General features: G+C 68.5%; 24 protein-coding genes and 1 pseudogene. 9 read left to right on the top strand and 16 right to left on the bottom strand.

Features of this window, described 5'->3' with window-relative positions; genetic code table 11:
• Positions 1-8 precede the first annotated feature (8 nt).
• Together QHF84_RS11950 and QHF84_RS11945 are read left to right on the top strand one after the other, a co-directional pair.
• Entirely contained in the window at positions 9-1,364 is a 1,356-nt protein-coding gene (locus tag QHF84_RS11950; RefSeq protein WP_281313375.1) for a hypothetical protein, read from the top strand.
• A 51-nt stretch (positions 1,365-1,415) separates the two neighbouring features.
• Positions 1,416-2,792: a hypothetical protein gene (locus tag QHF84_RS11945; RefSeq protein ID WP_281313374.1), complete on the top strand. Its 1,377-nt coding sequence runs from the start codon at positions 1,416-1,418 to the stop codon at positions 2,790-2,792.
• A gap of 403 nt (positions 2,793-3,195) precedes the next feature.
• Here QHF84_RS11945 and QHF84_RS11940 read toward each other — a convergent pair whose 3' ends face one another.
• A complete protein-coding gene (locus QHF84_RS11940) occupies positions 3,196-3,441 on the bottom strand; it encodes a hypothetical protein (protein WP_281313373.1) in 246 nt (81 codons plus the stop codon).
• Positions 3,442-4,357: 916 nt separating this feature from the next.
• Between QHF84_RS11940 and QHF84_RS11935 the strand changes: the two genes are divergently transcribed.
• The 5 genes and pseudogenes from QHF84_RS11935 to QHF84_RS11915 all read left to right on the top strand — a co-directional run.
• Positions 4,358-5,980: a hypothetical protein gene (locus tag QHF84_RS11935; protein ID WP_281313372.1), complete on the top strand. Its 1,623-nt coding sequence runs from the start codon at positions 4,358-4,360 to the stop codon at positions 5,978-5,980.
• Positions 5,973-6,446 carry a hypothetical protein gene (locus QHF84_RS11930; RefSeq protein WP_281313371.1) on the top strand — a complete coding sequence of 158 codons (474 nt, stop codon included), beginning with the start codon at positions 5,973-5,975 and terminating at the stop codon, positions 6,444-6,446. The genes QHF84_RS11935 and QHF84_RS11930 overlap by 8 nt, the downstream gene beginning before the upstream one ends.
• A 57-nt stretch (positions 6,447-6,503) precedes the next feature.
• Positions 6,504-7,703 (top strand): tetratricopeptide repeat protein, encoded by a 1,200-nt coding sequence (locus QHF84_RS11925; protein WP_281313370.1) that lies wholly within the window; start codon positions 6,504-6,506, stop codon positions 7,701-7,703.
• Between the two features lie 95 nt (positions 7,704-7,798).
• On the top strand, positions 7,799-8,053 hold the full coding sequence (locus QHF84_RS11920) for a hypothetical protein (RefSeq protein WP_281313369.1): 255 nt from the start codon (positions 7,799-7,801) through the stop codon (positions 8,051-8,053).
• Positions 8,054-8,065: 12 nt separating this feature from the next.
• A pseudogene (locus tag QHF84_RS11915) lies at positions 8,066-8,479 on the top strand (deiodinase-like protein); the annotation flags it as partial.
• Positions 8,480-8,497: 18 nt separating this feature from the next.
• On the opposite strand, the gene QHF84_RS11910 reads toward QHF84_RS11915, so the two are convergent.
• The 4 genes from QHF84_RS11910 to QHF84_RS11895 form a co-directional block, all read right to left on the bottom strand.
• Positions 8,498-9,805 (bottom strand): GAF domain-containing sensor histidine kinase, encoded by a 1,308-nt coding sequence (locus QHF84_RS11910; protein WP_281313368.1) that lies wholly within the window; start codon positions 9,803-9,805, stop codon positions 8,498-8,500.
• Positions 9,806-9,931: 126 nt separating this feature from the next.
• A complete protein-coding gene (locus tag QHF84_RS11905) occupies positions 9,932-11,431 on the bottom strand; it encodes a M14 family metallopeptidase (RefSeq protein ID WP_281313367.1) in 1,500 nt (499 codons plus the stop codon).
• Between the two features lie 58 nt (positions 11,432-11,489).
• Positions 11,490-11,612: a hypothetical protein gene (locus QHF84_RS11900; RefSeq protein ID WP_281313366.1), complete on the bottom strand. Its 123-nt coding sequence runs from the start codon at positions 11,610-11,612 to the stop codon at positions 11,490-11,492.
• 127 nt (positions 11,613-11,739) lie between these two features.
• Positions 11,740-12,066: a hypothetical protein gene (locus tag QHF84_RS11895; protein WP_281313365.1), complete on the bottom strand. Its 327-nt coding sequence runs from the start codon at positions 12,064-12,066 to the stop codon at positions 11,740-11,742.
• 126 nt (positions 12,067-12,192) lie between these two features.
• On the opposite strand from QHF84_RS11895, the gene QHF84_RS11890 reads away from it, so the two are divergent.
• Positions 12,193-13,053 carry a phytanoyl-CoA dioxygenase family protein gene (locus QHF84_RS11890; protein WP_281313364.1) on the top strand — a complete coding sequence of 287 codons (861 nt, stop codon included), beginning with the start codon at positions 12,193-12,195 and terminating at the stop codon, positions 13,051-13,053.
• Here QHF84_RS11890 and QHF84_RS11885 read toward each other — a convergent pair.
• From QHF84_RS11885 to QHF84_RS11840, 10 genes are all read right to left on the bottom strand, one after another.
• On the bottom strand, positions 13,035-14,255 hold the full coding sequence (locus tag QHF84_RS11885) for a PLP-dependent transferase (protein ID WP_281313363.1): 1,221 nt from the start codon (positions 14,253-14,255) through the stop codon (positions 13,035-13,037). The genes QHF84_RS11890 and QHF84_RS11885 overlap by 19 nt on opposite strands.
• Before the next feature lie 45 nt (positions 14,256-14,300).
• Complete coding sequence (locus QHF84_RS11880; protein ID WP_281313362.1) at positions 14,301-15,530, bottom strand: hypothetical protein; 1,230 nt, start codon at positions 15,528-15,530, stop codon at positions 14,301-14,303.
• 125 nt (positions 15,531-15,655) lie between these two features.
• Positions 15,656-16,396, bottom strand: coding sequence for a hypothetical protein (locus QHF84_RS11875; protein ID WP_281313361.1), 741 nt, complete (start codon positions 16,394-16,396; stop codon positions 15,656-15,658).
• Between the two features lie 109 nt (positions 16,397-16,505).
• Complete coding sequence (locus QHF84_RS11870) at positions 16,506-17,084, bottom strand: hypothetical protein (RefSeq protein ID WP_281313360.1); 579 nt, start codon at positions 17,082-17,084, stop codon at positions 16,506-16,508.
• Positions 17,084-17,716 carry a hypothetical protein gene (locus QHF84_RS11865; protein ID WP_281313359.1) on the bottom strand — a complete coding sequence of 211 codons (633 nt, stop codon included), beginning with the start codon at positions 17,714-17,716 and terminating at the stop codon, positions 17,084-17,086. The genes QHF84_RS11870 and QHF84_RS11865 overlap by 1 nt, the downstream gene beginning before the upstream one ends.
• 44 nt (positions 17,717-17,760) lie before the next feature.
• On the bottom strand, positions 17,761-18,594 hold the full coding sequence (locus QHF84_RS11860; RefSeq protein ID WP_281313358.1) for a Sir2 family NAD-dependent protein deacetylase: 834 nt from the start codon (positions 18,592-18,594) through the stop codon (positions 17,761-17,763).
• Between the two features lie 75 nt (positions 18,595-18,669).
• Positions 18,670-19,008: a helix-turn-helix transcriptional regulator gene (locus tag QHF84_RS11855; RefSeq protein ID WP_281313357.1), complete on the bottom strand. Its 339-nt coding sequence runs from the start codon at positions 19,006-19,008 to the stop codon at positions 18,670-18,672.
• A 108-nt stretch (positions 19,009-19,116) separates the two neighbouring features.
• Complete coding sequence (locus QHF84_RS11850; RefSeq protein ID WP_281313356.1) at positions 19,117-20,250, bottom strand: SUMF1/EgtB/PvdO family nonheme iron enzyme; 1,134 nt, start codon at positions 20,248-20,250, stop codon at positions 19,117-19,119.
• Positions 20,247-21,566: a radical SAM protein gene (locus QHF84_RS11845; protein WP_281313355.1), complete on the bottom strand. Its 1,320-nt coding sequence runs from the start codon at positions 21,564-21,566 to the stop codon at positions 20,247-20,249. The genes QHF84_RS11850 and QHF84_RS11845 overlap by 4 nt, the downstream gene beginning before the upstream one ends.
• A complete protein-coding gene (locus QHF84_RS11840) occupies positions 21,563-22,198 on the bottom strand; it encodes a hypothetical protein (RefSeq protein ID WP_281313354.1) in 636 nt (211 codons plus the stop codon). The genes QHF84_RS11845 and QHF84_RS11840 overlap by 4 nt, the downstream gene beginning before the upstream one ends.
• Positions 22,199-22,299: 101 nt before the next feature.
• Here QHF84_RS11840 and QHF84_RS11835 point away from each other — a divergent pair, with 101 nt between their 5' ends.
• Positions 22,300-22,998, top strand: a complete 699-nt coding sequence (locus QHF84_RS11835; RefSeq protein WP_281313353.1) for a phospholipase — start codon at positions 22,300-22,302, stop codon at positions 22,996-22,998.
• Here QHF84_RS11835 and QHF84_RS11830 read toward each other — a convergent pair whose 3' ends face one another.
• On the bottom strand, positions 22,999-23,379 hold the full coding sequence (locus tag QHF84_RS11830; RefSeq protein ID WP_281313352.1) for a hypothetical protein: 381 nt from the start codon (positions 23,377-23,379) through the stop codon (positions 22,999-23,001).
• Positions 23,380-23,390: the final 11 nt, after the last annotated feature.

Genomic DNA, 23,390 nt, shown 5'->3' with positions numbered 1-23,390 from the left:
TCCGGGGCATGAGGCTGTCGCGCAGCGCGATTTCCGGTCTGGTCGTTTCGTCCCTCGCAACACTCGCCGGATGCGGCGCGGATTCCGCGCCCACCGAGCGCAACGAGACGCCCCTCCTCGGGAGCGACGTCGAACCCTCGTGCCCCGCGCCCAGCGTGTACGCGGGGCGGCTCGACGACACGTTCGGCGTGAACGGAATGGCCCGGGTGAGCTTCGAGGCCGACGACGACGGCTCGTATTTCGGTCTGGATATCGCGGGTGATCGAATCCTCGCGGCGGGTTGGGGCGCGGGGGGGCTCGGGGGCATTCGTTTCCGCCTGGCCCGATTGACGACATCCGGGCGGCTCGATCCCACGTTCGGCGACGAAGGCACGGCCAGCGCGGGGTTTGCGCCGTCGACCGCCGACGACGCCCGCGCCCTCGCCGTCGGGCACCAGAGCGACGGCGGGATCATCGCCATGGGATACCGGGACAAATTCCGTAACGAGTCCTCGAATATCGCGCTCGTGCGTTTCCAGCCGGACGGGTCGATCGGGGGCGCCGAGTTCGGCACCGACGGGAAAGCTTTGATCGACCTCGGCGGCGAGGAATCCGTCGCGGATGGCCTGGTTCTTCCGGACGACAAGATCCTCGTGGTCGGCTCTCGTGGGAACGAGATGCTCGTCGCCCGCGCCACCCGGACGGGCGCGCTCGATACCACGTTCGCTGCGCCGAAGGGATATGTGACCGTCCCGGTGGGCGTCTCCGCGCAAGCCAAATCGGTCGTCCTCGATACGAGCGGCCGCATTCTCGTGGCCGGCTCCGCGGACCTCGGCCAGAGGAGCGGCATGGTCGTGCTCCGCCTGACGGCGGACGGCGTGCTCGATCCCTCGTTCGGCGGCGATGGCGTGGTGGAACCCAGCCGTGACACGATCAGCGAGCGCGCCGTTTCCGTCGCACTTTCGCCCGAAGGCGCCATTGTCGTGGCCGGCGACACCGGCCCCGACAACCCTGAATTCGTGGTCCATCGCCTCCTCGCGGACGGCAGCCCCGATCCGACCTTCGGCTCCGCGGGCCGCGTGGGAGCGCCACACTACGGGAACACCATGCAAGCCGAGGACATGGTCGTATTGCCCGGCGGAGGCGTCCTCGTCGTCGGCAATGCGCCCGAGGGCACGGCGCCCATCCTCGTGCGGTACACGTGTGACGGCCGGATCGACACCTCGTTTGGTGTGCACGGCATCTTGCGACTCTACCTGGGTGAGGCCGGGGTCCTGCATACGGTCCGGCTCTACCCGGGAAACCGGATCCTCCTCGGCGGCGCCGACGTCGGGATGAGCCCCGGACCGGGGACGTATGGAGTGGTCGTTCGCATGTGGATGTGATGACGAAAAGAAACGGGCTCACGCGAGGAGACACGTGTGATATGGGACGGCATGCTCCCTCTGCCGACCGAGGATGCAGCGCTCCCCACGATCCACCGGCTCCTCGTCCGGTTCGACGAGGCGCTCACGCGGCTCGGGGGTCGTCCGAGCGCGCTCGAGCTCGAGCGGCCGACGTTCCTGGTCCATGAGGCCCTGTCGGGGCAGTCCCGCGAATTCCACAGCCACGCGCACGTGCTCACCCTCACGGAGGGGATGGGCCCGATCGAGACGCTCGCGGGCATCTTCCACGACGTCGTGTACGTGCAGGTGGATCAGGGTTTTCCCCGGATGGTGAGCGACCTGCTCCGCCCGCTGCTCACGTCCGTGGACGGGACCGGCTACCGGATCGGCCTCGGCGTGCTGGAGGACCCGGCGACAGCCCTCGTCGCCCGCATCTTCGGCCGCGAGCCCGGCGACGAGCTCACGCCGCTCACCGGCCTGAACGAGCTCGCGAGCGCCTTCGTCGCCGTCAAATGCTTGTCGCCGTTCCTGCCGCTCCGCCACCTCGCCGAGATCGCCGCCAGCATCGAGGCGACGATCCCGTTTCGCGAGACGGCCGCGTTCGATCGCCTGGTCGGGCGCCTGCGGGAGCTCGGGATCCCCGGGCTCGACGCGAATGCCTGCGAAGACGCGGTGCGCGGGGCGGTGCGGCTCGCGAACCGCGACGTCGAGAACTTCGCCGAGGCCGATCCGGCGCGTTTCCTCGACAATACCTGGCGGCTCCTCCCCGAGACGAACCCCGCGCTCCACATGCCGAACGTCTATCGAAACGGCGAGTATCGGCTCGCGCTGCAGCGCATGGAGGCCTTCCTCTCGACCCTCGCCGCCGAGCGCGTCTTTCACGCGTTCCGCGGTGAGCCCTCGCCCGCGGTGCATGCCCGGCGAATCGCCCAGGCCCGCCGCAACATCTCGCTCGCGGTGCGATACCTGCGGGCGAAGCTTTATACGATCGCGCTCGTCGAGGCCTTCGCCTGCGCCACGGGCGGCGACGCGCCGATCGAGCTCTTCCTCGGGGGCATTCCGGACGAGAACAACACGAACCCCGTGCGGGCCGAGCTCTTCCTCGAACGGGCCCCGGATTCCTCCGCGGACCTCGATCCCGTCCTGCTCCGCCTGCTCGAACAGGGCCGCGCGAGCCCTTCGAGCTTCGACCTCGGCGCCTCGCCATACACCGCGTTCCTTTACCGATCGTTCGGCGAGCGCGCGCTGATGGAGCGGCTCGAATCCACGCGGCCGTGGATCCGCGGGCGGGTCCCGGCGCGTGATTGGCTGGCCACGCAGGCTTGCCCGCCGGTCGCCGCGCTCGCCCGCGCCATCGCCCGCGTGACCATGACGAGGCGCGAGGCGCTCGAAAAGCTCGCGGACGGGATGAGCCCACAGGTGGGCTGAACGAGGACGCCGGACTTCCGGCGGCTGGCTGACGCGAGGCGTCGTCCTCAGCGGCGCGCGATGGCATTGACGTGACTCCCTGGACACGCGTAGCCTAAAAATACCAAGCGGGATCTCGCGCGGGTTTTTCCCCGGCGGCGGCCCCCGCGAGGACGAGACGCCCCATGAGGTTTCGCACGATTCGACGCCTGCTCGCGGCTACGGTTCTGCTGGGTGGCCTCTCTGTCGCCCCGAGCGTGGACGCGGCCGTTCCGCTGACGATCACCAACCAGGGGCGGCTCTTCGACGCGGACGACACGCCGATCAACGGCGAGCTCACCGTGACCTTCGCGATCTACGACGCGGCGAACGCGCAGGCGCCGCTCTGGAGCGAGGAGCACAAGGTCGCCTTCGACGAGGGGTTCTACTCGGTCTCGCTCGGCTCGCTCGTGCCGTTTGGGGACAAAGTATTCGACGGTTCGGTCCGGTACCTGGGGATCACGATCGAGAGCGATCCGGAGCTCCAGCCGCGCGCGCCCATCCAGAGCGTGCCGTATGCGCTGCTCGCGAACGACGTGAACGGGGACATCCACCCGACGAGCGTCACGATCAACGGGACCGAGGTCATCAACAACAACGGCGAGTGGGTCGGTCCGCCGACGGGGCTCATGGGGCCCACGGGTGCGACGGGTCCGCAAGGTCCGGTCGGCGCGGACGGCGCAATCGGTCCTGCGGGTGCGACGGGCGCGCAGGGTCCGATGGGTCCCATGGGTCCGACCGGCGCGCAGGGAGCAATGGGACCGGCGGGACCGATGGGTCCCATGGGTCCGACGGGTGCGCTGGGGCCGGCGGGTCCGATCGGACCGATGGGTCCGGTGGGCCCGACGGGTGCGACGGGTGCGACTGGCGCCGTGGGTCCGATGGGTCCGATGGGTCCGACCGGCGCGATGGGTCCGCAGGGTAATGTTGGTCCTACCGGACCCGTTGGACCCATCGGGCCACAGGGTGCCACCGGTCCTCAAGGTGACATCGGACCCATGGGACCGACGGGTGCAATGGGTCCGCAGGGAGACGTAGGTCCCATCGGACCGGTCGGACCCATCGGGCCGCAGGGTATCACCGGTCCTCAAGGTGACGTCGGACCCATGGGTCCGACGGGTGCGATGGGTCCGCAGGGAGACGTGGGTCCCACCGGACCGGTCGGACCCATCGGGCCGCAGGGTATCACCGGTCCTCAAGGTGACGTCGGACCCATGGGACCAACAGGTGCCATGGGCCCGCAGGGAAACGTAGGTCCCACCGGACCGGTCGGACCCATCGGGCCGCAGGGTGCGACGGGCGCCGTCGGTCCCCAGGGTCCCATCGGTGCCACGGGCGCCACCGGCGCCATCGGTCCGCAAGGTCCCGTGGGTGCCACGGGCGCCACCGGCGCCATCGGTCCGCAAGGTCCCATCGGCGCCACGGGCGCTACGGGCGCCGTCGGTCCCATTGGCCCGCAAGGTCCAGTGGGCGCTACCGGCGCCATTGGTCCGCAAGGTCCCGTGGGTGCGACGGGTGCTACCGGCGCCATCGGTCCGCAAGGTCCCGTGGGTGCGACGGGCGCGACGGGCGCCGTCGGTCCTATCGGCCCGCAAGGTCCTGCTGGCGCGACCGGCGCTGTCGGTCCTATCGGCCCGCAAGGTCCTGCTGGCGCGACCGGCGCCATTGGTCCGCAAGGTCCTGCTGGCGCGACCGGCGCGCAAGGCCCCGCGGGTCCCGCTGGCGCGACCGGCGCACAAGGCGCGCAAGGTCCGGCGGGTCCCGCCGGCGCAACGGGCGCGCAGGGTCCCCAGGGCACCCAGGGCATCCAGGGCCCCGTAGGCCCCACCGGCGCACAAGGCCCCGCAGGCCCCGTCGGCGCAACGGGCGCGCAGGGCCCCCAGGGCATTCAGGGCCCCGTCGGCCCCGCCGGTCCTGCCGGCTCGGCCAACATCAATGGCACCGTCAATACCGTCATCAAATTCACCGGCGCCACGACCGGCGGAAATTCGAGCATCACCGACGATGCCACCACGGTGACCACCACCGGCCGGTTCGACGTCACGGGCGGCGCGGGCACGGTCTACGATACGGCGTCCATCGAGGTCCGCACGACCGCGACGCCGCGTATCGCCTTCCACTGGCCGGGCGTCGTCGCCTCGCAGCTCGGCATGGGCAGCGACGGCATCATTCGCACGTACAACAACCCGGGTACGGGCTACGAGCAGTTCGCCGCCTCGAACATCCACGCGAACGGTTATCTGCGCATCGCCTCCGATCCCGACGGCGCCGGCAACATCCGGTTCACCGCGGCGAACCCGTACATCGTCGCGAGCTCGTACGTCATCGTCCCCGGCGGCGCCTATTTCAACTCCGGCACCGTCTATTTCACGGCGCAGGCCCAGTTCCGCGGCGGCATCCACAACGACACGGCCCCGTATCTGCGCTACGACGGCGGCACGTCGAACATCAACTACTTCCCCGGCACCATCGGCGTCGGCACGGCGACCCCCGCCGAGCAGGTCCACGCGACCGGCAACATCCGGGCCGACGGGATCGTGTACTGGGGCAATGGCCTCACGCGAACGGAGACGAAGGACAACGCCGACGCGATGGGCTCGCGGAGCGGCTTCTTCGAGACCTCGGCGCCGGTGAACTTCTATCCGAACGCGTCGGGCTGGCAGCACTTCATCGACGTGCGGCATTCGAACGGCGGCAACAACTACGCGATGCAGATCGGCGGCAGCTTCTTCGACCAGGACCTCTGGTTCCGCAAGACGAACAACGCCGGCAACACCACGTGGTCGCAGCTCATCGGCGCGGGCCCGAGGCCGTGCTCGGCGCCGTTCAATGCCTACGGCGTCACCACCAGCACGACCCTCGGAGGCATCGCGCGCTCCAACACGATCTGCGTCACGCCGTTCTTCTCCCCGCAGACCTTCAACAACGCGCAGAACGTCTGCGCCGCGCTCGGCGGGCACATCGTGACCTACAACGAGACCTACAGGATCTTGCAGGTGTACGGCACGGCGGGCCAGCTCTTCAATGGTGATTGGATCGGGCACCGCGCCGGCGACGACGACGCCTATTGCGTCAACAATACGAGCAACACCAGCAACTTCGAAGGCGAGTGCGACAAGAACGACAGCCGCTATTTCCGTTGCGCCAACAACTCCACCTTCAATGAGTGACAAGGCGCGGCGCGCGAGGGTCGTCTCCATCGTCGCGCTCGCGGGCCTCCTCGCCGGGGCCGCCCTGCTCGTCCGTTCGCGCTTCGCCGAGGCGCCCGCGTCGCGAGATCCGGCGGCGAGCCCCGTGGGCGTCGAGCAGGCGCCCGTCGTATCGCCGGTCACGACGAGAACGACGTCGATCGTGACGACGAACGCGGCGATCCCGCGGCCCGCGAGCGCTCCGCCCGAAGAAACGCGGACCGCGCTCGATCCGGACGACTACGTGCGAAACGGCCCCAAGGAGCCCATCATGCCGCGCGAGCTCCGCGTCGAGGTCGAGCTCTCCCCTCGTGGCCCGCTGACGGCGGAGCCGCTCGCCCCGCGCGTCCTCGAGGTGAATGCCGAGGTCGGCCCCCGCGGCGCCCTGACGACGGAGCCGCTCCCACCTCGCGCCCTGGAAGTCCAGGCTGAGCCCGCCGAGCGCTGACCCATCACGCCGAGCGGCCTTTTCTCCGGGCCGCCTCGGGCGTAGAACGGCCGTCCGATGATCCCGAGGCCCCTCGCCCGCGCCGTCCGGCTGCCTTCGCTCCTCCTCTGCGCCGCAATGCTCTGGGCTTGCAATCGCACCCCCGAGCTCGCGCGCGAGCACCTCGCGCAGGGCGACGTCGCCCTCGAAGCCAGCCGTTACCCGCAGGCCCTCGCGGCGTACGGCCACGCGCGCGAGCTCGCGCCCACCGACCCCGACGTGCAACGCGCCCTCATGCGCGCCCGCGTCCACCTCATCGCGGAGAGCGCCACGCGTATCGCCCCCGAGGCCATCGACGACGCACGTTACGAGGCCGCGCTTTTGCTCGACACCGACAAACCACGAGCGGCCGTGTATTTGACCGCGCTCGGCAACATCCTGGCCCGGCAGGGCGACGCCGAGGGCGCGAAGGCGAAGTTCACGGAGGCGCTCGCGATCGACCCGACCTCTCCGCTCGCGCATACCGCGCTCGGGCTCGTTTTGATGAGCCGCAAAGAAGACGCGGCGCGCGCGAAATCCGAATTCCAGCTCGCGCTGAAGGTGAAGCCCGCCGATGCCGGGGCGCTCGTCGGGCTCGGGCAGATCGAGCTCGCCGAGGGGGACATCGCGGGCGCGGCCGAGCACCTCGAAGCGGCGCTTCGGCTCACGGAGAGCTTCGACGCGCGTTTGGCCCTCGGGACCGCGCGGGCGAAGCAGCAGAAGAACGGCGACGCGATTTTGCATTTCCAGCGCGCGGTGGAGCTCGATCCGAAGAGCGCCGAGGCCATGGGTTCGCTCGGTCAAGCGCTGCTCGGCGCGGGCAAGCTCGAAGACGCGGAGCGCGCGCTCCGGGCCGCAATGCAGATGCGACCGGCTCCCGAGACGAAAAACGCGCTCGGCTTCGCGCTCGTGCGGCAGAAGAAGGCGGCGGCCGCGCTCGACGTCTTCCGCGGCGTGCTCGCGGACGATGCAGCCTCGACGCCCGCGCTGCTCGGGGCCGGCGTCGCGAGCGAGGAGCTCGGGCAAAAAGAGCAGGCGCTCGTATACTATCAGAAACTCCTCGCGATCACGCCGAGCGGCCCGGACGGGCGAATGGTCGCGGATCTGCAACGACAAGCGCAAAGCCGCGTCGCGGCACTCTCGGCAGCGGCGCCGGCCGCATCCGCTTCGGCCTCGGCCGGCCCGGCTCCTGCGCCGCGCCCGAACGAAAAGCCGCGGAATCTATCGGTCCCTTTTTAGATTCCGCGCGCCCGAGAAACGATGGCGCGACAGCCGTCCGCCGCGCAGTTCGTGCCCCTTCCAACCTCTTCGCGAACGTGATAAGCGAAGAGGCCATGACCCGGACGAAAAAGGCTCTGGTCGCGGTCGCAGCGCTCCTCGTGGCGGGCGGCGCGGCGTTCGTGGGGTGGATGGGCCCGCGCAACGTGATCGGCATGTTGCGGTACGATCAGCGTGAGGAAGGGCGGCTCAGGGTCGGGGATGCGGCGCCGGACGTGGAGCTCGTCGCGCTCGCGGAGGGGCGGCGGGAGAAGCTCGCGGGGTACATCGGGGAAAAACCGCTCGTATTGATCTTCGGCAGCTTCACATGACCGCCGTTCCGGCGCTCGGTCGAGCGTCTGAAGGCGATGTTCGGGCGCCATGGCAAGAGCGCCCGCTTCCTGACCATTTACATCAAGGAGGCCCACCCGACCGACGAATGGCAGATGGACGTGAACGAGGAGCACAACGTCTGCTACCCGCAGCCGCGGAGCACGGAGGCGCGCGTCGCCATCGCCGCCGATTTCGTGAAGCGATTCCAGTACGACATCCCCCTCCTCGTGGACCCGATCGAGAACCCCGCGAACGCGGCCTATGCGGCCTGGCCTGAGCGGCTTTACGTGATCGACGAGAAGGGGCAGATCGTTTACAAGGGCGGAATGGGCCCGTTCGAGTTCCACCCCGAGGAGGTGGAGGCCTGGCTCGCTCGGAGGTTTCCGGGGGACGAACAGGGCTCTTCCCCTGCGGCCTCGCAATAGCACCCCGTCCGGCGTTTTTCAGCTCGCGGACGACGGCCCGGCGCAGGGTAGCTCCACGGTGAACGTCGATCCGCTGCCGAGCACGCTCTCTGCCCGCACGGTGCCTCCCAGCGCATCGACGATGCTGCGGACGATGTAAAGCCCGAGCCCCAGCCCGCCATACGCCTGCGCGGGCACGGCGCGCTCGAAGCGCTCGAAGATACGCGCGATGCGGTCGGGAGGAATCCCGATTCCATGGTCGGTGACGACGAGCCGGCCGATCCCGGGCGGCGCCTCCTCGACGGTGATCTCGATGGGCTTGCCCGCGCCGAACTTCAGCGCATTGGAGAGAAGGTTCGTCACGACCTGCTCGAGCTTGCTCCGATCCCAGAAACCCATGACGGGCTGATGGAACCGGAACGACAGGGGGCAACGGACGCGGGCGAATTCAATCTCGAAGCGCTGCACCACCTCTCGGACCACGGCCACGAGATCGAGCGACTCGAACTGGAACGAGAGGCGCCCCGCCTGGATCCGCGAGACTTCGAGCAGCTCCTCGACGAGCCGGGTCAGCCTCGCGATCTGCCGCTCGGCCAGGCCGAAGGCTCGGAGCGTGGCCTCGGGCGTGGGCGACACGACGCCGCGGGTGAGCGCCTGCACCATGAGCTGCAGCGAGGCAATGGGCGTGCGGAGCTCGTGCGAGGCAATGGAGAGGAACTCGTCCCGCAGCCGGACGGCCTCTTGAAGCTGACGCTCGCTCGCTTGCAACCCATCTTGCGCTCGCTTCAGGTCTTCCAGCGCGTGCAGCGTGACGTGGTGGGCTCGCTCCGACTCTTCCAATCTCGCGCGGGCTTCCATGGCGAGCCGAGCGTCGAAATCGCACAAGATCCGGAGGTCGGCCTCGACCACGTCGCGGAACTGCAAGAGGAGGCGCTGGTAGGGCTCGCTGTAAGTGTTCTCCTTGGTATCGAGGACGCAGATCGTGCCGAAGATGTCCCCGCTCGGCCAGGTGATGGGAAAACCGAGATAAGACACCATCCCCTGCTTGATGTCGGGATTGCACTTCCAGGTCTCGTCGACCAGAGCGTTGGGAACGAGCAGACGCTCTCGGGTCGTCATCACGGTCTCACAGTAGAGCCCGGTGTCGAGGGCCGCCTTTTCACCACGCTCGTAGGGATTTCCTTTTGACTGGCTCGCGACGAGGACGGCGATCTCCGGCGGATCGACCTTCATGATCAGGGAGGCAGGGACCCGCACGATGTCCGCAATGAGGTCGACGACCCCTTGCCACTTCTGAATGAGCTCCGGCGGGATTCGAGTGTCGCAGGCGCAGGTCGGCAAGCGCATGGGGTCCTCGGGCGGACCGATTGATCTTTCCACCATCCCCTCTCCTGAACCACATGGCTCATGTCTGCTTCGAGGAGGTGGTTGTCAACCCGAGATGTCTTCGCGCGGGGGCGCCCGCGCATGCGCTCAACGGACGCGCAGCGCCGGGTGCTCGTCGCCGACGGCGGGCACCGGAAAAACCCCGTTTTCGACCGCGCCGTCGTCGCTCTCGGGCTCGCAGAGATACACCGCGATCGCGCCGAGCGGCTGGTTCGTATCGACGCGCGACCATCCCGCGGGCACGGTCCGTCGATCCTCCCGCCATTCCACCGACACCTCGCCGACGGCCGCCGCTTCGAGGATCCCGCGCCCTCCCTCCGTGCCGAGCGAGGTCACGCGCGCGACCTCGACATCGTGCACGCCCTCCGCCGCCTCGACGCGCAATCCGTGCCTGCGCAGGTGCTCGGCCATCGCAGGCGGCACGAGGTAAGCGCGCGGGCGATCGACCACGACGGTGCCCACGAAACGCCCGAGATAGGGGATTTCGACGGTCGCGGGCACGCCGTCCAGCGTGCGGGGCGAACGCGTCAGGACCTCGACCGGCGCCTCCATGCGATCGAGGCGATACCGCACGGCGACCTTCTCCGGCGGCGCGGCGCTCGACGCGACGACCTGGCGAATGTCGTCCGCGTGCTTCGCTGCCCAGGAGAGCGTCTCGATCTGCCACGCGGTCGCGGTTCGAACGCGCTCCTCGAACGGCAGGTAGCTATAACATTCGAGCAGCAGATCGAGCCGGTTCGTGAGGCCGCGATAATTCGATCCGAACCGCGGGTGGTGCGGGTACGTCATCCAGCCGAGGCCCACGTCCGACGCCTCGTCGACCTCCCCTCCCGCGTCGAGCACGCGCTCGTCCTCCACGAAATTGCCATACCAGCCGCTCTCGAACCCGCGCGCGCGGACGGCGGCGATGACCTCCGGGACGAGGCGCTCGCGCATGAAATCGATCGGCTCGCGCCGGCCCGATTCGACGGTGTGGGGTACGTCGACGGTCATGTGGAAGCGGTGCACCGAGCCGTTCGTCGCGTGGTTGTCGATCGTGAGGTCGGGCGCCCACGGAATGCAGACGTTGTCTTGCAAGGCCCGCATCTCGGGCGCGGCCTGGCGCATGTAATCACGATTCAGGTTGATGCCGTGGCTCTGCGTGCGGGTCCCGACCACGGGGCCGATCTGTCCGGCGAGCTTTTTCAGTTCGAGCCGCCGATTGGCAGGATCGAGCGCGTCGTTGCCGTCCGGGTTGAAGAGCGGGACGACGAGCAGCGTGATCGTATCGAGCCAATCGGGGTGACGGCCATCGAGCAGGTCGCGCACGAGCGCGAGGCTCGCCTCCTTGCCTTCGACCTCGCCGGGGTGGATGCCGTCGAGCATGAGGACGACGGGGCGCTCGCTGCGGCGGGCCTGCTCGGGCGTGCGGACGCGGTCTTTCGAGAGGATCAGAAGGGGCAGCTCGCGCCCGCCGGGCGAGGTGCCGAAGGTCGTGACGGTGAGGCGCGGGTCGTTCCGGGCTTCGAGCGCGCGCACGAAGCGCATGACGTCGGCGTGGAGGGAGGTCTCGCGGAAGGAGGTGGACTCGGCGCGGGTGAGCAGCATACGGCGTGAGGTAGCACAGAACGACGGCCGCGTGGACGGGCCCGCCGTTATGCCGCCGCTAGAGTTCGGCGCGCTTTTTCCCGCCCGACGCCTGCTCCTCGATCGGCGGAGGCGGCGGAGGCGGCGGGGGCGGCATTCCGGGAAACATGGCCGAACCGAGCACGAGGCCAATCCGGCCCATGGAACGAATCGAATGAAGCAGGCGGCGGACGAAGCGCCGCCAGGCCCTCCTCCGAGGGCTATCGACCAAAGGCGACATCGCTTTCTCCTTGCTGTGGAATCGAAGGCCGTGGGAAAGGCCGTCGAATTCAGCAGAGGAGAGCGCAATGAATGAGCCAGCGATCCGCGGGGACGAACGCGGCGCCCGGATCGGGCGGGAGAGGCGCCGTCGTCTGGACGAACGAGGCCGCCTTCGTGAGCCGGGCCTCGATCTCGGCGCGCGACGCCTCGGCGTTTTCCGGCGCGACCTCGCGCGCTGCCGCGGCGACCTGCAGCGCCGCCCCCGCATACGCGACGAAGACCACCACGTCCGGAGCGACCTGCGCGTGGCGCGCCGGTGTGGCCGGCAGCATCAGCATGAGGCAGGCGAAGAGCACGCGGAGCGCGCGCACGATTCGCCAGGGGTGCCGATGCATGGGCGCAGCGTAAGCCTCGATTCGACCCCGCGCAACACCCGCCGCGCACGACGGCTCGGCATACCGCAGGAGCCTCCCCGCGAAGCCGTGGACAGCCGGGTCCGGGAGGGCTACGAGAATCGAGCCATGCCCCGGCCCATCGCCCCGTCCGAGCGCCACGACGCCTTCCAGCGCGACGGTTTCCTCGTCCTGCCTGGATTCGTCTCGGTCGAAGCGTGCATCGCGCTGAAGCGCCGCGCCTTGGAGCTCGTCGCCACCTTCGACCCCGAGGCGCACCGCTCGATCTTCAGCACGCACGAGCAGACGCGCACCTCCGACGACTATTTCCTCGAATCGGGCGACAAGGTCCGATTTTTCCTCGAAGAGGGCGCGCTCGGTCCGGACGGCCGCCTGCGCGTGCCCAAGGAGCGCGCGCTGAACAAGATCGGCCACGCGATGCACGATCTGGATCCCATCTTCGATCGATTCTCGCGCGCGCCCGGCCTCGCGACGCTCACGGCCGAGCTCGGCCTCTCGCGGCCGGTCTTGATTCAATCGATGTACATCTTCAAGCAGCCCCACATCGGCGGCGAGGTCGTTTGCCACCAGGACGCCACGTTCCTCTATACGGAGCCGGTGACCGTGACGGGCCTGTGGTTCGCGCTGGAGGACGCGACGATCGAGAATGGCTGCTTGTGGGTGGTGCCCGGGGGCCATCGGCAGGGGCTCAAGAAGCGCTTTTTGCGGGACGGGCGCGGCGGCACGCGCTTCGAGGTGCTGGACGAGACGCCCCTCGTCGAGGAGGGCGCCATTCCCCTCGAAGTCCCGGCCGGGACGCTGGTCGTGCTGCATGGGCTCTTGCCGCATCGAAGCGAGGAGAATCGCTCGGAGCGGTCGCGACACGCCTATGCGGTGCACGTCGTCGAGGCCGACGCGTTTTACCCCGCGGACAACTGGCTCCTGCGCCCGGACCTACCTCTGCGCGGGTTTCAGCCTCCGAGCGCCTGATCGAGATCGGCGATGAGATCGTCCGGGTCTTCGAGGCCCACCGACAATCGAAAGACCCCATCCCCTGCCGCGGCTCGATACGCGGCTTCCTGCTCTCCTGCGAGGCGGAACGACGTGCGCAGGATGTCGTCCGTCGGGATGTAGAAAAGCAGGCTCTTCGTTTTCCCGAGCGAAACGGCATACGAAATGACCCGCAGCCGCTCGGCGAGCTGCCGCGCGAGCGCGGGGCCGCCCTCCTTCACCGTGAACGCGAGCAGGCCCGAGGCGTTTTGCATTTGCCTCTCGGCGAGAGCGCGCTGCGGGTGGCTCGACAAGCCCGGCCAGTGGACCACGGCGACCCGCGGGTGCGCGGCGAGCCAGGTCGCCACACGCCGAGCGTTCTCCTCGTGGATACGCATGCGCGCGGGGAGCGTCTCCAGCCCGCGCAAGACGAGCCAGGCCGCGAACGGGTGCAGGGCCGCGCCGTAATGGATCAACGCTTCCTTGCGCAGCGCTGCCATCCGCTCGGCGCTCCGCCCCACGACCGCGCCGGCGATCGCGTCACCGTGGCCGCAGATGTATTTCGTCAACGAATGCACGACGTAATCAGCGCCGAGCGCGAGGGGCCGGGTCGCGATGGGGGTCGCGATCGTCGAATCGACGGACAGCTCGGCGCCGGCCGCGTGCGCGACCTCCGCGACCGCCGCGATGTCCGAGAGCTTCAAGATGGGGTTCGCCGGCGTCTCGATGTGCACGAGGCGCGTCGCGCCGGGCCGGATCGCGGCTGCGACGCATTCTGGATCGGCCGTGTTCGTCGTGGTCACGGTGATTCCGAAGCGCGGCAGGGTCTCGTGCGCGAGCTCTGCGACGCCGGCATAACACACGTCCGAAAGGACGAGATGCGCGCCCGCGCCGAGCCTCGCAAAGAAAAGCGCCGAGACCGCTCCCATTCCGCTCGCGAAGCAGACGGCCGCCGCGCCTTCTTCGAGCGCGGCGAGCCGCCCCTCCAGAAGCTCGATCGTGGGATTGCCCCAGCGCGTGTAGAAATGCGGAGCGGCCTCCTGGAGATCGGCCGCGGAAAACCCCACGGCGTCCGGGGCCGTGTGGAAGCTCGTCGTGGTCGTGATGGGGGGCGAAATGGGCGCGCCCACGGCACGCGCGGCGCCCTCGGGCAAACCTGCGTGGAGCGCGAGGGTGGCGGGGCGTGGCGGCGATGATTTCATGGCGAGGATTTCATGAGGAGCGCGCGGAGATCCATGGGGGGCCTCCTACGGATCCGGCCACAACTTCATTTGCGGATCGGGCCAGCGGAAGGGGTTCTGCTCCGCGTTCGCGTTCGCAAAATCCGCCTGGCAGGAGGCGACCTGGCCGGGCTCGTTCAGCAAGGTCCAGAACGAGACGCATACGTTTTGCGAGATGAAGGACCGGCATTCCTCCATCGTGTGCTCGCCCGGCGTCGGCTGGCTGTAATAGGCGCTCACGAAGTCCCAGGCGATCTTCTGCATGTCGGCCGTCGGCTCGGCATTGATCTCCGCGGGGACGGCCGCGCCGACCGGCGACGCGCGGAAGATCGACGCGTACGTGACCAGCGCCAGGTAATACGCACCGAGCGGCGTCATGTGCACGTTGTCGCTGAAGATCATGTCGAGCTTCTGCTCCGTCGTGCCCGTGATGCCAGCCACCTCGTCGTTCAGGATCCGCTCCACGAGCGCGACGAGCGCCGCGCCTGCGGGGAGCGCCTCCACCCGGTCGGTCCGCCCCTCGGCCGCGAGCGAGAGGTTCACCTTGGTCGCCACGCATTCCCATGCGTAAAGCGCGTTCTTCTCGTGGCCGATCCACGTCGCCGGGGCATTCTTGTCGACGTCGAGCCAGCTATGGTAAAACAGCGTGTGCCCGGCCGGGTTTCCGTCGATCAATCGATCGTGGTAATGGCGCAGGAAGCCGAACGTATCCTCCCACCAGATCGTGCCCAGGATGTCGTGCCGCTCGGTGATCACGAGCGTATCGTAGAGCTCGCCGGGCCCGAGCGTCTTCGGGGAGAGGAGCTCTTCGATCACGTTCATGTCGCTGCCGTCGCGGTTTTTCCCGGTGCTGTATCCGGGCCAGCCCGGCGCATCGAAGCTCCCGCCTTTGGTCCGCACCCGGATGGGCGAGCCGATGCCGATCTGCTCGTTGAAATTGAAATCCTTCCCGAGGCTCTGCGCGATGGTCAGAACGTGATCGGGCAAGGGATTGTCGGTGAGGCTGTGCCCGGACAGGAACATGCGCGCCGACGTACGCTCCTCGAGCCCGCCGCCCCCGCCGCCCGTCCCGCCGACGCCGCCCGCGCCGCCCATCCCGCCGCCGCCCGCGCCGCCATTGCCTCCCGCGCCGGTCCCGCCGGCTCCGCCCGTATTCGACGACGACGGGTCATCCGAGCATCCGGCCGCCGCGAGCACGGCGGCCACGCCTGCCAGAACGAGCGGAATCCAAAGGCCCCTCCACCCACGATGATTCATGAATTCCTCCAGGAAAAGCAAGCGCTGTAGCGACCCGTACGAGTCCTATCGCCCAATGCCATTTCCTGTCAAGGAACACCGGCGGGGTTCGCCCCCCGGATCACGAGCGGGCGGAGCGGCCCGGCTCAGCTCCCACCGAGAATGCCGTACAGCTCCTTCGCCGTGGCCTCGTCGTCCGCATCCACGGCGATGAGCGTCGACGTCCCGACGAGCTGCGCCTCCTTCTCGGCGAGGGCCTTTTCATAATAGACGATCTCGATCGCGAGCGTGCCTGCCTCTCCCGAGAGGAAACGGTGGTTGTACACGACGCCGCTCGGCGAGAGCCGGCCACCCGCGCGGCTGCCGCTGTCGCTCAGACCCCACTTCTTCACGGCATCGTCGAATTTGAAGTCATTGAAGAGGTTATCGGTGGCCTTCTCCGGGGGGCAGATCGCGGCGACGTCCTTCGCGAACGGCGCGAGATCCGGCGCGGGCTTCTTGTCCGACGTGGGCTCCCAGCCGAACCGGATCAGCGTCCCCTTCCCCAGCGTGAGCACCGGCTTCGGCGCGCCTTCGGCCGGCTCCGCGAATGCGTCGATCCAGACTCTGGCCGTCTGCTGGTCGTCGCCCTTGACCTTCGAGACCTTCAAGTAAAGCGAACGCCAGTTCTCGCCGTTATCCTCGCTCGACTCGATCGTCCAGCCTGCCTTCGTCAGGCGCTCTTCCGTGGCCTTCGCGGAGGCATCCGTCCCCTTGCCCGCCGTGGCGCCCTGCGCCCCGGCGTTCTTCGAATCGGCAGGCGCGCCGGCTGTCGAATCCGACTTGCTGCAGCCATAACCGGCCGTGGCGAGAGCGAGCACAAAAAGAACGGTTTTTCGCAGGCGCATGAGCCCCTCCAACAGGAATGACGAAAATCAGTGGAATCGGCGTGGCCGTCCCTACCAGGGATGTCGTTCCGATGTCAAGGCGGACCTGCGAAAATAATTTCGCAGCGGCCTACCGCTTGCGCTTCCGCTTCTCGCCGAGCACCGCGCGTTTCGTCGCGAGATACGCCCCCGCGTCCGGCTTCTCGCCGTGCGCCCAGCTCGTCATGAGCGGCACGACCTCGTCGTCCCACGGGTCTGCGAGGCGCAGGCGCACGAAGTCCGCATAAAGCGCCGAGAGCGAGGTTTCGAGGTCCTCGAGCAGCATCATGCGCTCGTAGAACACCTCGTGTTTCTCGTCGTTTTTCTTGAGCTGCGTGGGCAATTTGAGCCCCGAGAGCCCGAGCGAATCGGCCTTGAGCGTCCAGACGAATTCGCGATCTCCGCGCACGAGGCGCATCTTCGCCTCCTTCGGGAGCTTGCCCTGCCGGAGCGCCTCCTTCGCCTCCGGCGACGAGGCCGGGATCGCGCCCTTGAGCCGGCTCTCCTCTTTTTCGAGCACCAGCGTGATCTGCGCCTCCAGCCACATCGAGACCGGATCGGCGCCCGTCGGCTCGAGGTTCGTCTCCTGCATCTCGCTCTCGAACCAGAGCCAAACCACGAATTCGCGCCCCATGAAGCGGCGCCCCTCGATGAGATCCAAAAGCTCCATCAGCGCGCCTCCTCTTCCAATCGGGCGAGCGTCATCGGCTCGAGTCCGGCGAAGGCCCGCGCCTCCTTGGCGTCGAGGCCCAGGCGATCGGCGGCCGTGCCCGGGCTTTCGGGCACGAGGTCGACCTTGAACGTGCGCTTGAAGAGGTCGTCGAGCAGGGTCGCGATACGCTCGGATTGGCTGTACAGGTGGAGCACGTTCGTCCGCAGATTCCACACGACGTCGTAACTCTTGAGCGAAGGCACGAGCTGGCGCCGGAGCTTGCGCACGACCATCGTCTTCAAATCGGCCTTCGCCTGCCGGCCGAGGCGTTCGAGCCCCTTCTTGGCCAGAAGCGCCTGCTCGGCCTCGCGCAGGTGCTGCTTGAGCAGCGACGAGGGGATGGCCCAGCGGTCGAGGCGCAGGCCCAGACAAACGTACTCGTTGTAGAAGACCTTCTCGTGATCGAGGTCCGTGTCGAAGGGATCATCGATGTTGGCCCAGCCCGCACCCTCGTTCTTCTCGTCGTCGGGCGAGAGGGGCTGGAAGGCGTTGGCACGGATGCGCTTCAGCGTCGTTCCGGGAACATCGTCGGGAATGTCACCGGTGACGTAGAAGCGCGAGAACGTGAGGCTACCGCGGAGTGCACCCAAGGTGGCGCCCATCTACGAGCTTCACCGCGCGGAGGCAAGAGGGTTCAAGCCGACCCCGCCTCCACGGCCACGCCAAGCCGCTTGCACACCTCGACGAGCGCCACCTCCGCGCCGGCGGCGATGGTCGCGATGCCCGGCTCGCTGACGCGCGGCGTGGGGTCGATGTTGAAGACGGGCACGTACCGCCGGAGCGCGAAATTCGTCACGAGCTCGGTCACGCCGACCGAAAAGGACGTGCCTGCGAAGATCACGACCCCCACGCGCACCTGCGCGGCGATGCCCACCCGCCTCCACTGGTAATCGCGGTGCCCGGCGTACATTTCGTCGAACCAGAGGACGTGCATCCGCAGAAACGCGCCGCACGACGGGCAACGAGGCACGTTCGCCTCCACGGGGTTTGCCCGGAACGCCGTGAGGTCGACCTCGCTCGCCGCGATCGATCCCTCGGGCTCGCCGAGCTCGCAGCCGACCCGCGAGCACCGATACCGATCACTCGTCCCGTGGACCTTGATCATACGCTGCGACCCGGCCTGCTCGTGCAGCGTGTCGACGTTCTGCGTGACGAGGAGGAACTCGCCATCCCTTTCGATCTGGAATCGCTCGAGCGCCGCGATGGCATGGTGCGCCGGGTTCGGCTTTGCGCCCACGAGCTTCTCGAATCGCGACAGATACCATTGCCACGAGCCCGCCGGGTTCTCGCAGAAGAAGGCGTGGGTGCCGAGCTCGGTGACGTCGCGCTTCCAGATGGCGTCGGGATCGCTGCCGCGGAACGTGGGGATCCCGCTCGCGTGGCTGACGCCCGCGCCCGTGACGATCAAGATCTGGCCGGCTTGCGCGGACCGCACGGCATCCGTGAGCGCAGCGAGAGCGTCCTTCATGGACGCGGACGATAGCACGGAAGGCGTGGCGTGGAGAACGTCGGAAAGGCCGGAGCGATCCCCCCCGGGGCGCTCTCAGGCCTTGTTCGTGCCGCGCGCTGCGAGCTCACGCCGGAGCTTCGGCAGCTCTTTCTTTCCGATCTTGGTGCGGATGATGTCGGCGATGCGACCTCGCTCGTCGTCCTCCGGGAACGTGAGCAGATCCATCGGCAATAGGTCGAGCCCTTGCGCGATGCGCACGAGCGTCTCGATGGTGATCGCCGCGAGGCCGTGCTCGATGCTGGAGAGGTGCCCCTTCGACAGTTGCCCGACATCGGCAACGTGCTGGAGTGACAGACTTCGTTCGAGGCGAAGCGCGCGGATGCGCGCGCCGACCTTGGCGGCAGCAGGAGAAGGTATGGTTCGTCTGGGCATGATGTTACGATGCCACAACCTTGCTCCGGCGACAAACGAAAGTTTGGCGGCGGGTAGCGCGGACCACGCGCAGCGCAGGCCGCGCCGCACGGTCCGCGCCCGCAGAGGTCAGCGCCGCGTCGTCCCTCGGACCGTCCGGAGCAGGCGAAATCCAATCGTCGGATCACTCGCCTTTTCCGGGGGTAGCCCCATGCGGAAGGAGACACGCACCGCCCACGCGCAATCGGCCCACGAGCCTCCACGAAGGACACGCTGCGTCGCCGTCGCGGGCCCGGTGGGACGCGCGCGCGGGCTCTCGGCGTAGTACGCGGCGTCGTATCCGTCGGCGGTCCATTCGCGGACACCGCCGCTCATCCCATGAAGGCCGTAGCCGTTCGGCGGGAAGCCCTGCGGCGGACGGATCGAGAACGCTTCGAATCGACCGAAGTCGCAAAGCTCGGGTGTGGGCGGATCGTCCCCCCACGGATAACGACAGCCGACGCGCCCGCCACGCGCGGCCTTCTCCCACTCGGCCTCGGTGGGCAAACGGTAGGTCACCCGATCATTCGAGAGCGCCTTTCCGAGCGCGTTCGCCTGCGCCCACGAGACCGCGACCATCGGCTTCTGGTCGTAGGTCCAGGGGCGCGCCGGGTCCGTCCGCGGGACCTCGCCGAACAGCTCCCGGGACGTGGCCACGTGCTCGCCGCTGCGGCCGCTCCGCCACGCTTGCTCGGGCGCGTGCGCGTGCCAATCGCACGCGCGAATCGTCTCGCTCTCGCAATACTGACGGCGAATCTTGTGGTCGTTGTAGAGGGAAAACAGCTCGTCGTCGAACTTCCCCGTCTTCGGATCCCGCATCGGCTTGTGCTGAGGCAAGCCGGCGGGCGGCGGCGGCCAGCCGACGAGGGCGTGATAGGCCGACCAGGTGATGGGGACCTCGGTGATCCAGAATGGGTCGAGCTCGACCGCGTGCACGGGCCGCTCGTCGGGGTCGCCGTCCTCCGCGCCCATGAGAAACGGCCCCGCGGGCACGTAACGAAAAACGAGGCCGTGCTCCACGATGCGCAGCCGATCGAGCAGGAGCGCCCGCGCGGAGGCGATGTCGGGATCGTCCGGGGCGACGCTGCATGCGGCGTCACAGGCGATCGCCGCCTTTTCGAGCTCTCCCTTTGCGGTGAGGTTCGCGGCGAGGGTCAAAAGCTCCGCGGCCGAAGGCAAGACGCGATCGGCCGAGAGGAGCCATTCCGTGTCGAGGGCGTTCATGCGAGCCTCCGCTGGGCGCGAAGCACGGTGAGCGGGTTGCGGCGGGCCGGCACGCGCTCGTGCTCGGCGAGCCAAGGATCGGGGGCATTGACGTCCCCGGCCATGACGAGCGAACGCGCGCGGCAGCCGCCGCCGAACGTCGCCGTGCCCGTGCCGTCGCCGGGCAATCCGCGAATGCTGCGAAATCGTTCGCCCTCGCTCCAGATGCGATCGAACGGGGTGCGGCGGACGTTGTCGGCGACGAACGTGGGCCCGAGGAAGCTGCAAGGGTTCACGTCGCCGCCGACGGAGATGGAGCAGACCGTATTGCCCGCGCCGCACCCCCAGTTGTCGTGGACGACGGCCTGCGAATCGCGGCGGCCCTTCGGGGAAAACGGATCGATCGCGCGCACGTCGACGGGGCGGCCCGCCTCGTCTCCGCCGAGCGTCCAGATCGCGTCGAGCGCGCGCTCGTAATCGCCGAACGACGGCCAGAGCTCTTCCCGCGCCTCGGCCGAACCCACGGGATACAGCGGCCGGAACACGGCCGTGAACGCGCCCGTCTTCGCGGCGAGCTCGGCGAACGCGCGCGCCTCGTCTACGTTGTGCCGCATCACCGTGAACGCGAGCGAGAATCGCGCGTGGGCCCGGAGCATCGCGAGCTTCTCGAGCACCCGATCGAACGTCCCCGCGCCGCGGACCACGTCGTTCGTCGCGGCCGTCGCCCCGTCGAGGCTTACGTTGAGCCAGACGAGCGACCGTTCGCCGAGCTTCTTCGCGGTCTCCTCGGTCAGCATGAGCGCGTTCGTCGTGAGGCACGGGTGCAGGCCGTGGCTCGTCGCGAGATCGAGGATGTCGAAAAGATCCTTGCGGAGCAGCGGTTCGCCGCCCGTGAGGCCGAGGCGGAACGATCCCATCCGGGCGAGCGTGGCGAACAGCGTATCGAGCTCGGCGAGCGTGAGCGGCGGCTCGCGGCGCGGCAGCTCGCCGGCGAAGCAATGCGAGCAGGTGAGGTTGCACGCGGCCACGACCTCGAGGTGCACGGCGAGCGGCCCCGTGAGATGATCGGCCGGCGGCACGACGTCGAGGGCCTCGCCGTCGAACCGCAAATCGTGGGTGAAGAAGTCCTTGCGATAGAACGCCTCGGCGAACGCGCCGAGCGCGTCCCTTCGCTCGGGCGGCGCGGCGTCGATCATCGCGCCGATCGAGAGCGAGCGCGCGCGGAGCAGGACGTCGGTGGCTTCGTGATCAAAAGGAAAATACCGCGAGGTTCGCCGATCGAAGACGGTCGACCCGAAAAACTGCGGCACGAGCACGAGAGGCGGGCGCGGGCTCACGGGGCACCTCCGAGCACGAGATCGAACGTGCAACGCACCCAGAGCGGCCCTGTCTGTCCGGGCAAACCGATGACGCGCGCGCCCGTCTTCAGCACTTGCTGGAGGTGCCAGTTCTTGTCGGGATCCTTCGTCGCGGCCTCCATGCGGACGAGGGGCTGCCAGCCACTTTCGTCGAAACCAGGCTGACGCCAGCCGTCCCCTTTCGGCGGCATCGTCGATCCGACCATCACGGCGCCTGCGCCCGAGAGGACCTGGATCTTGTAGCCGATCGATCGCGAGCGCTCGGGCTCGACGTTCCGCTTGGGGGCATCGTCCGAGTACCTGAGCGCGAGCGCGAGCTGCGGCGGCAGGCCGCCCTGGGGGCGCACGTGGAGCGCGAGCACGTGGCGACCCACGCGCGCATCGATGCGGCTCGACGTGAAGGGCGCGCCGTCGAAGAAGAGGTCGGCCTCGCCCGTCGTCCAGCCCCACATGTGCAGCGGCAACGCCTCTTGCGGGTCGATCCATCGCAGGATCGCGCCGCCACACCCCGCCGGCACCTCACAGCTCGAATATTCTTCGAGCACGAGGCGGCCCGATGCCTTCTCGTAACGCGACAGCGCGTTGACCTGAACCTCCCGCTTGTTCCCCATTCGTCGACGGTATCACGCACCCGTTCGCGGAACGACACGGATCTGGGAGGCCCCCTTCCGTCTGGCGCGGCGCATGCACCACATTGCCCAGGGAGAACACCATGCGTGCTGCACGAAAGCTCGATCCGCGCGACCTCGGCCGATTGCATGCCCGCCCCACGCCCGGTCCCCGCGACGCAGCACAGCGCGGAGACCGGCCGCTCGGCCTCGGCGACAAACGCGACGGCATCCTCTTCATCCCTTCGAGCTACGATCCCGCCCGCCCGGCTCCGCTCATGCTCTGCCTGCACGGCGCGGGCGGCGAGGCCCGCCATCGCATCGACTCCATTCGCCCAGAGGCCGAGCGCGACGGCGTCATCCTCGTCGCGCCCGATTCGATGGGCTCGACCTGGGATCTGCTCCGGGGCGGATACGGCTCGGACGTCGCCCGCATCGATCGCGCACTCACCGCCGCCTTTCATTGCCTCGCCGTGGACCCCACGCGGATCGCGATCGAGGGTTTTTCCGATGGGGCCTCGTATGCCCTCTCCCTCGGTCTCACGAACGGCGATCTCTTCCGGTTCGTCTTCGCGTTCTCCCCCGGATTCATGCGGCCGCTCACGCAGGTGGGCGCGCCCGAGGTCTTCATCAGCCACGGCGTGAACGACCCCGTCCTGCCCGTTCGATGCAGCCGAAACCTCGTCCCCGCCCTCGAAACCGCGGGATACACCGTCACGTACCGCGAGTTCGCCGGGGGCCATTACGTGCCCCAGGGAATGCTCCGGGAGGCGATGGACATCCTCCAGAGCGCGAAGACGTGATCAGTGCCGCCTTCGGTTCGTCTCGAACCCGCCGACCATGATGGCGTGATCGAGCGGCTCGGGACGGCCGAACGTCTCGTCGCGCGCCTTGTCCGCGCATGAACCGCAGAGCAGGACCTTGCCTACGTCGACGGCCTCGTACAGACGAACCTCCCCGAGCGCCGCGCAGGTATGACAAGCGCCCACGCCGCGGACCGCGCCGCTCCGCCGGGAGGCGAGCGTGGGGAGAGAATGACGCGCGGCGGGCGCGCGAGGCTTCACCATCACCACGGGCGTACGCTCGGGCATCGGCGCGACGCGAGCTTTCCCGCTCGGGCCGATCTTCACGAGTTTTCGCGTCTTGCCTTCTCCGGCAGCGATCGTGGGCGCGTGCCGCTTCATCCGTTCCTCGA

The organism is Polyangium sp. y55x31 (assembly GCF_029946505.1).
GTDB lineage: Bacteria > Myxococcota_A > Polyangia > Polyangiales > Polyangiaceae > Polyangium.
Note: the sequence above shows the minus strand (reverse complement) of the source record. Positions and strands in the feature narration are given on the sequence as shown.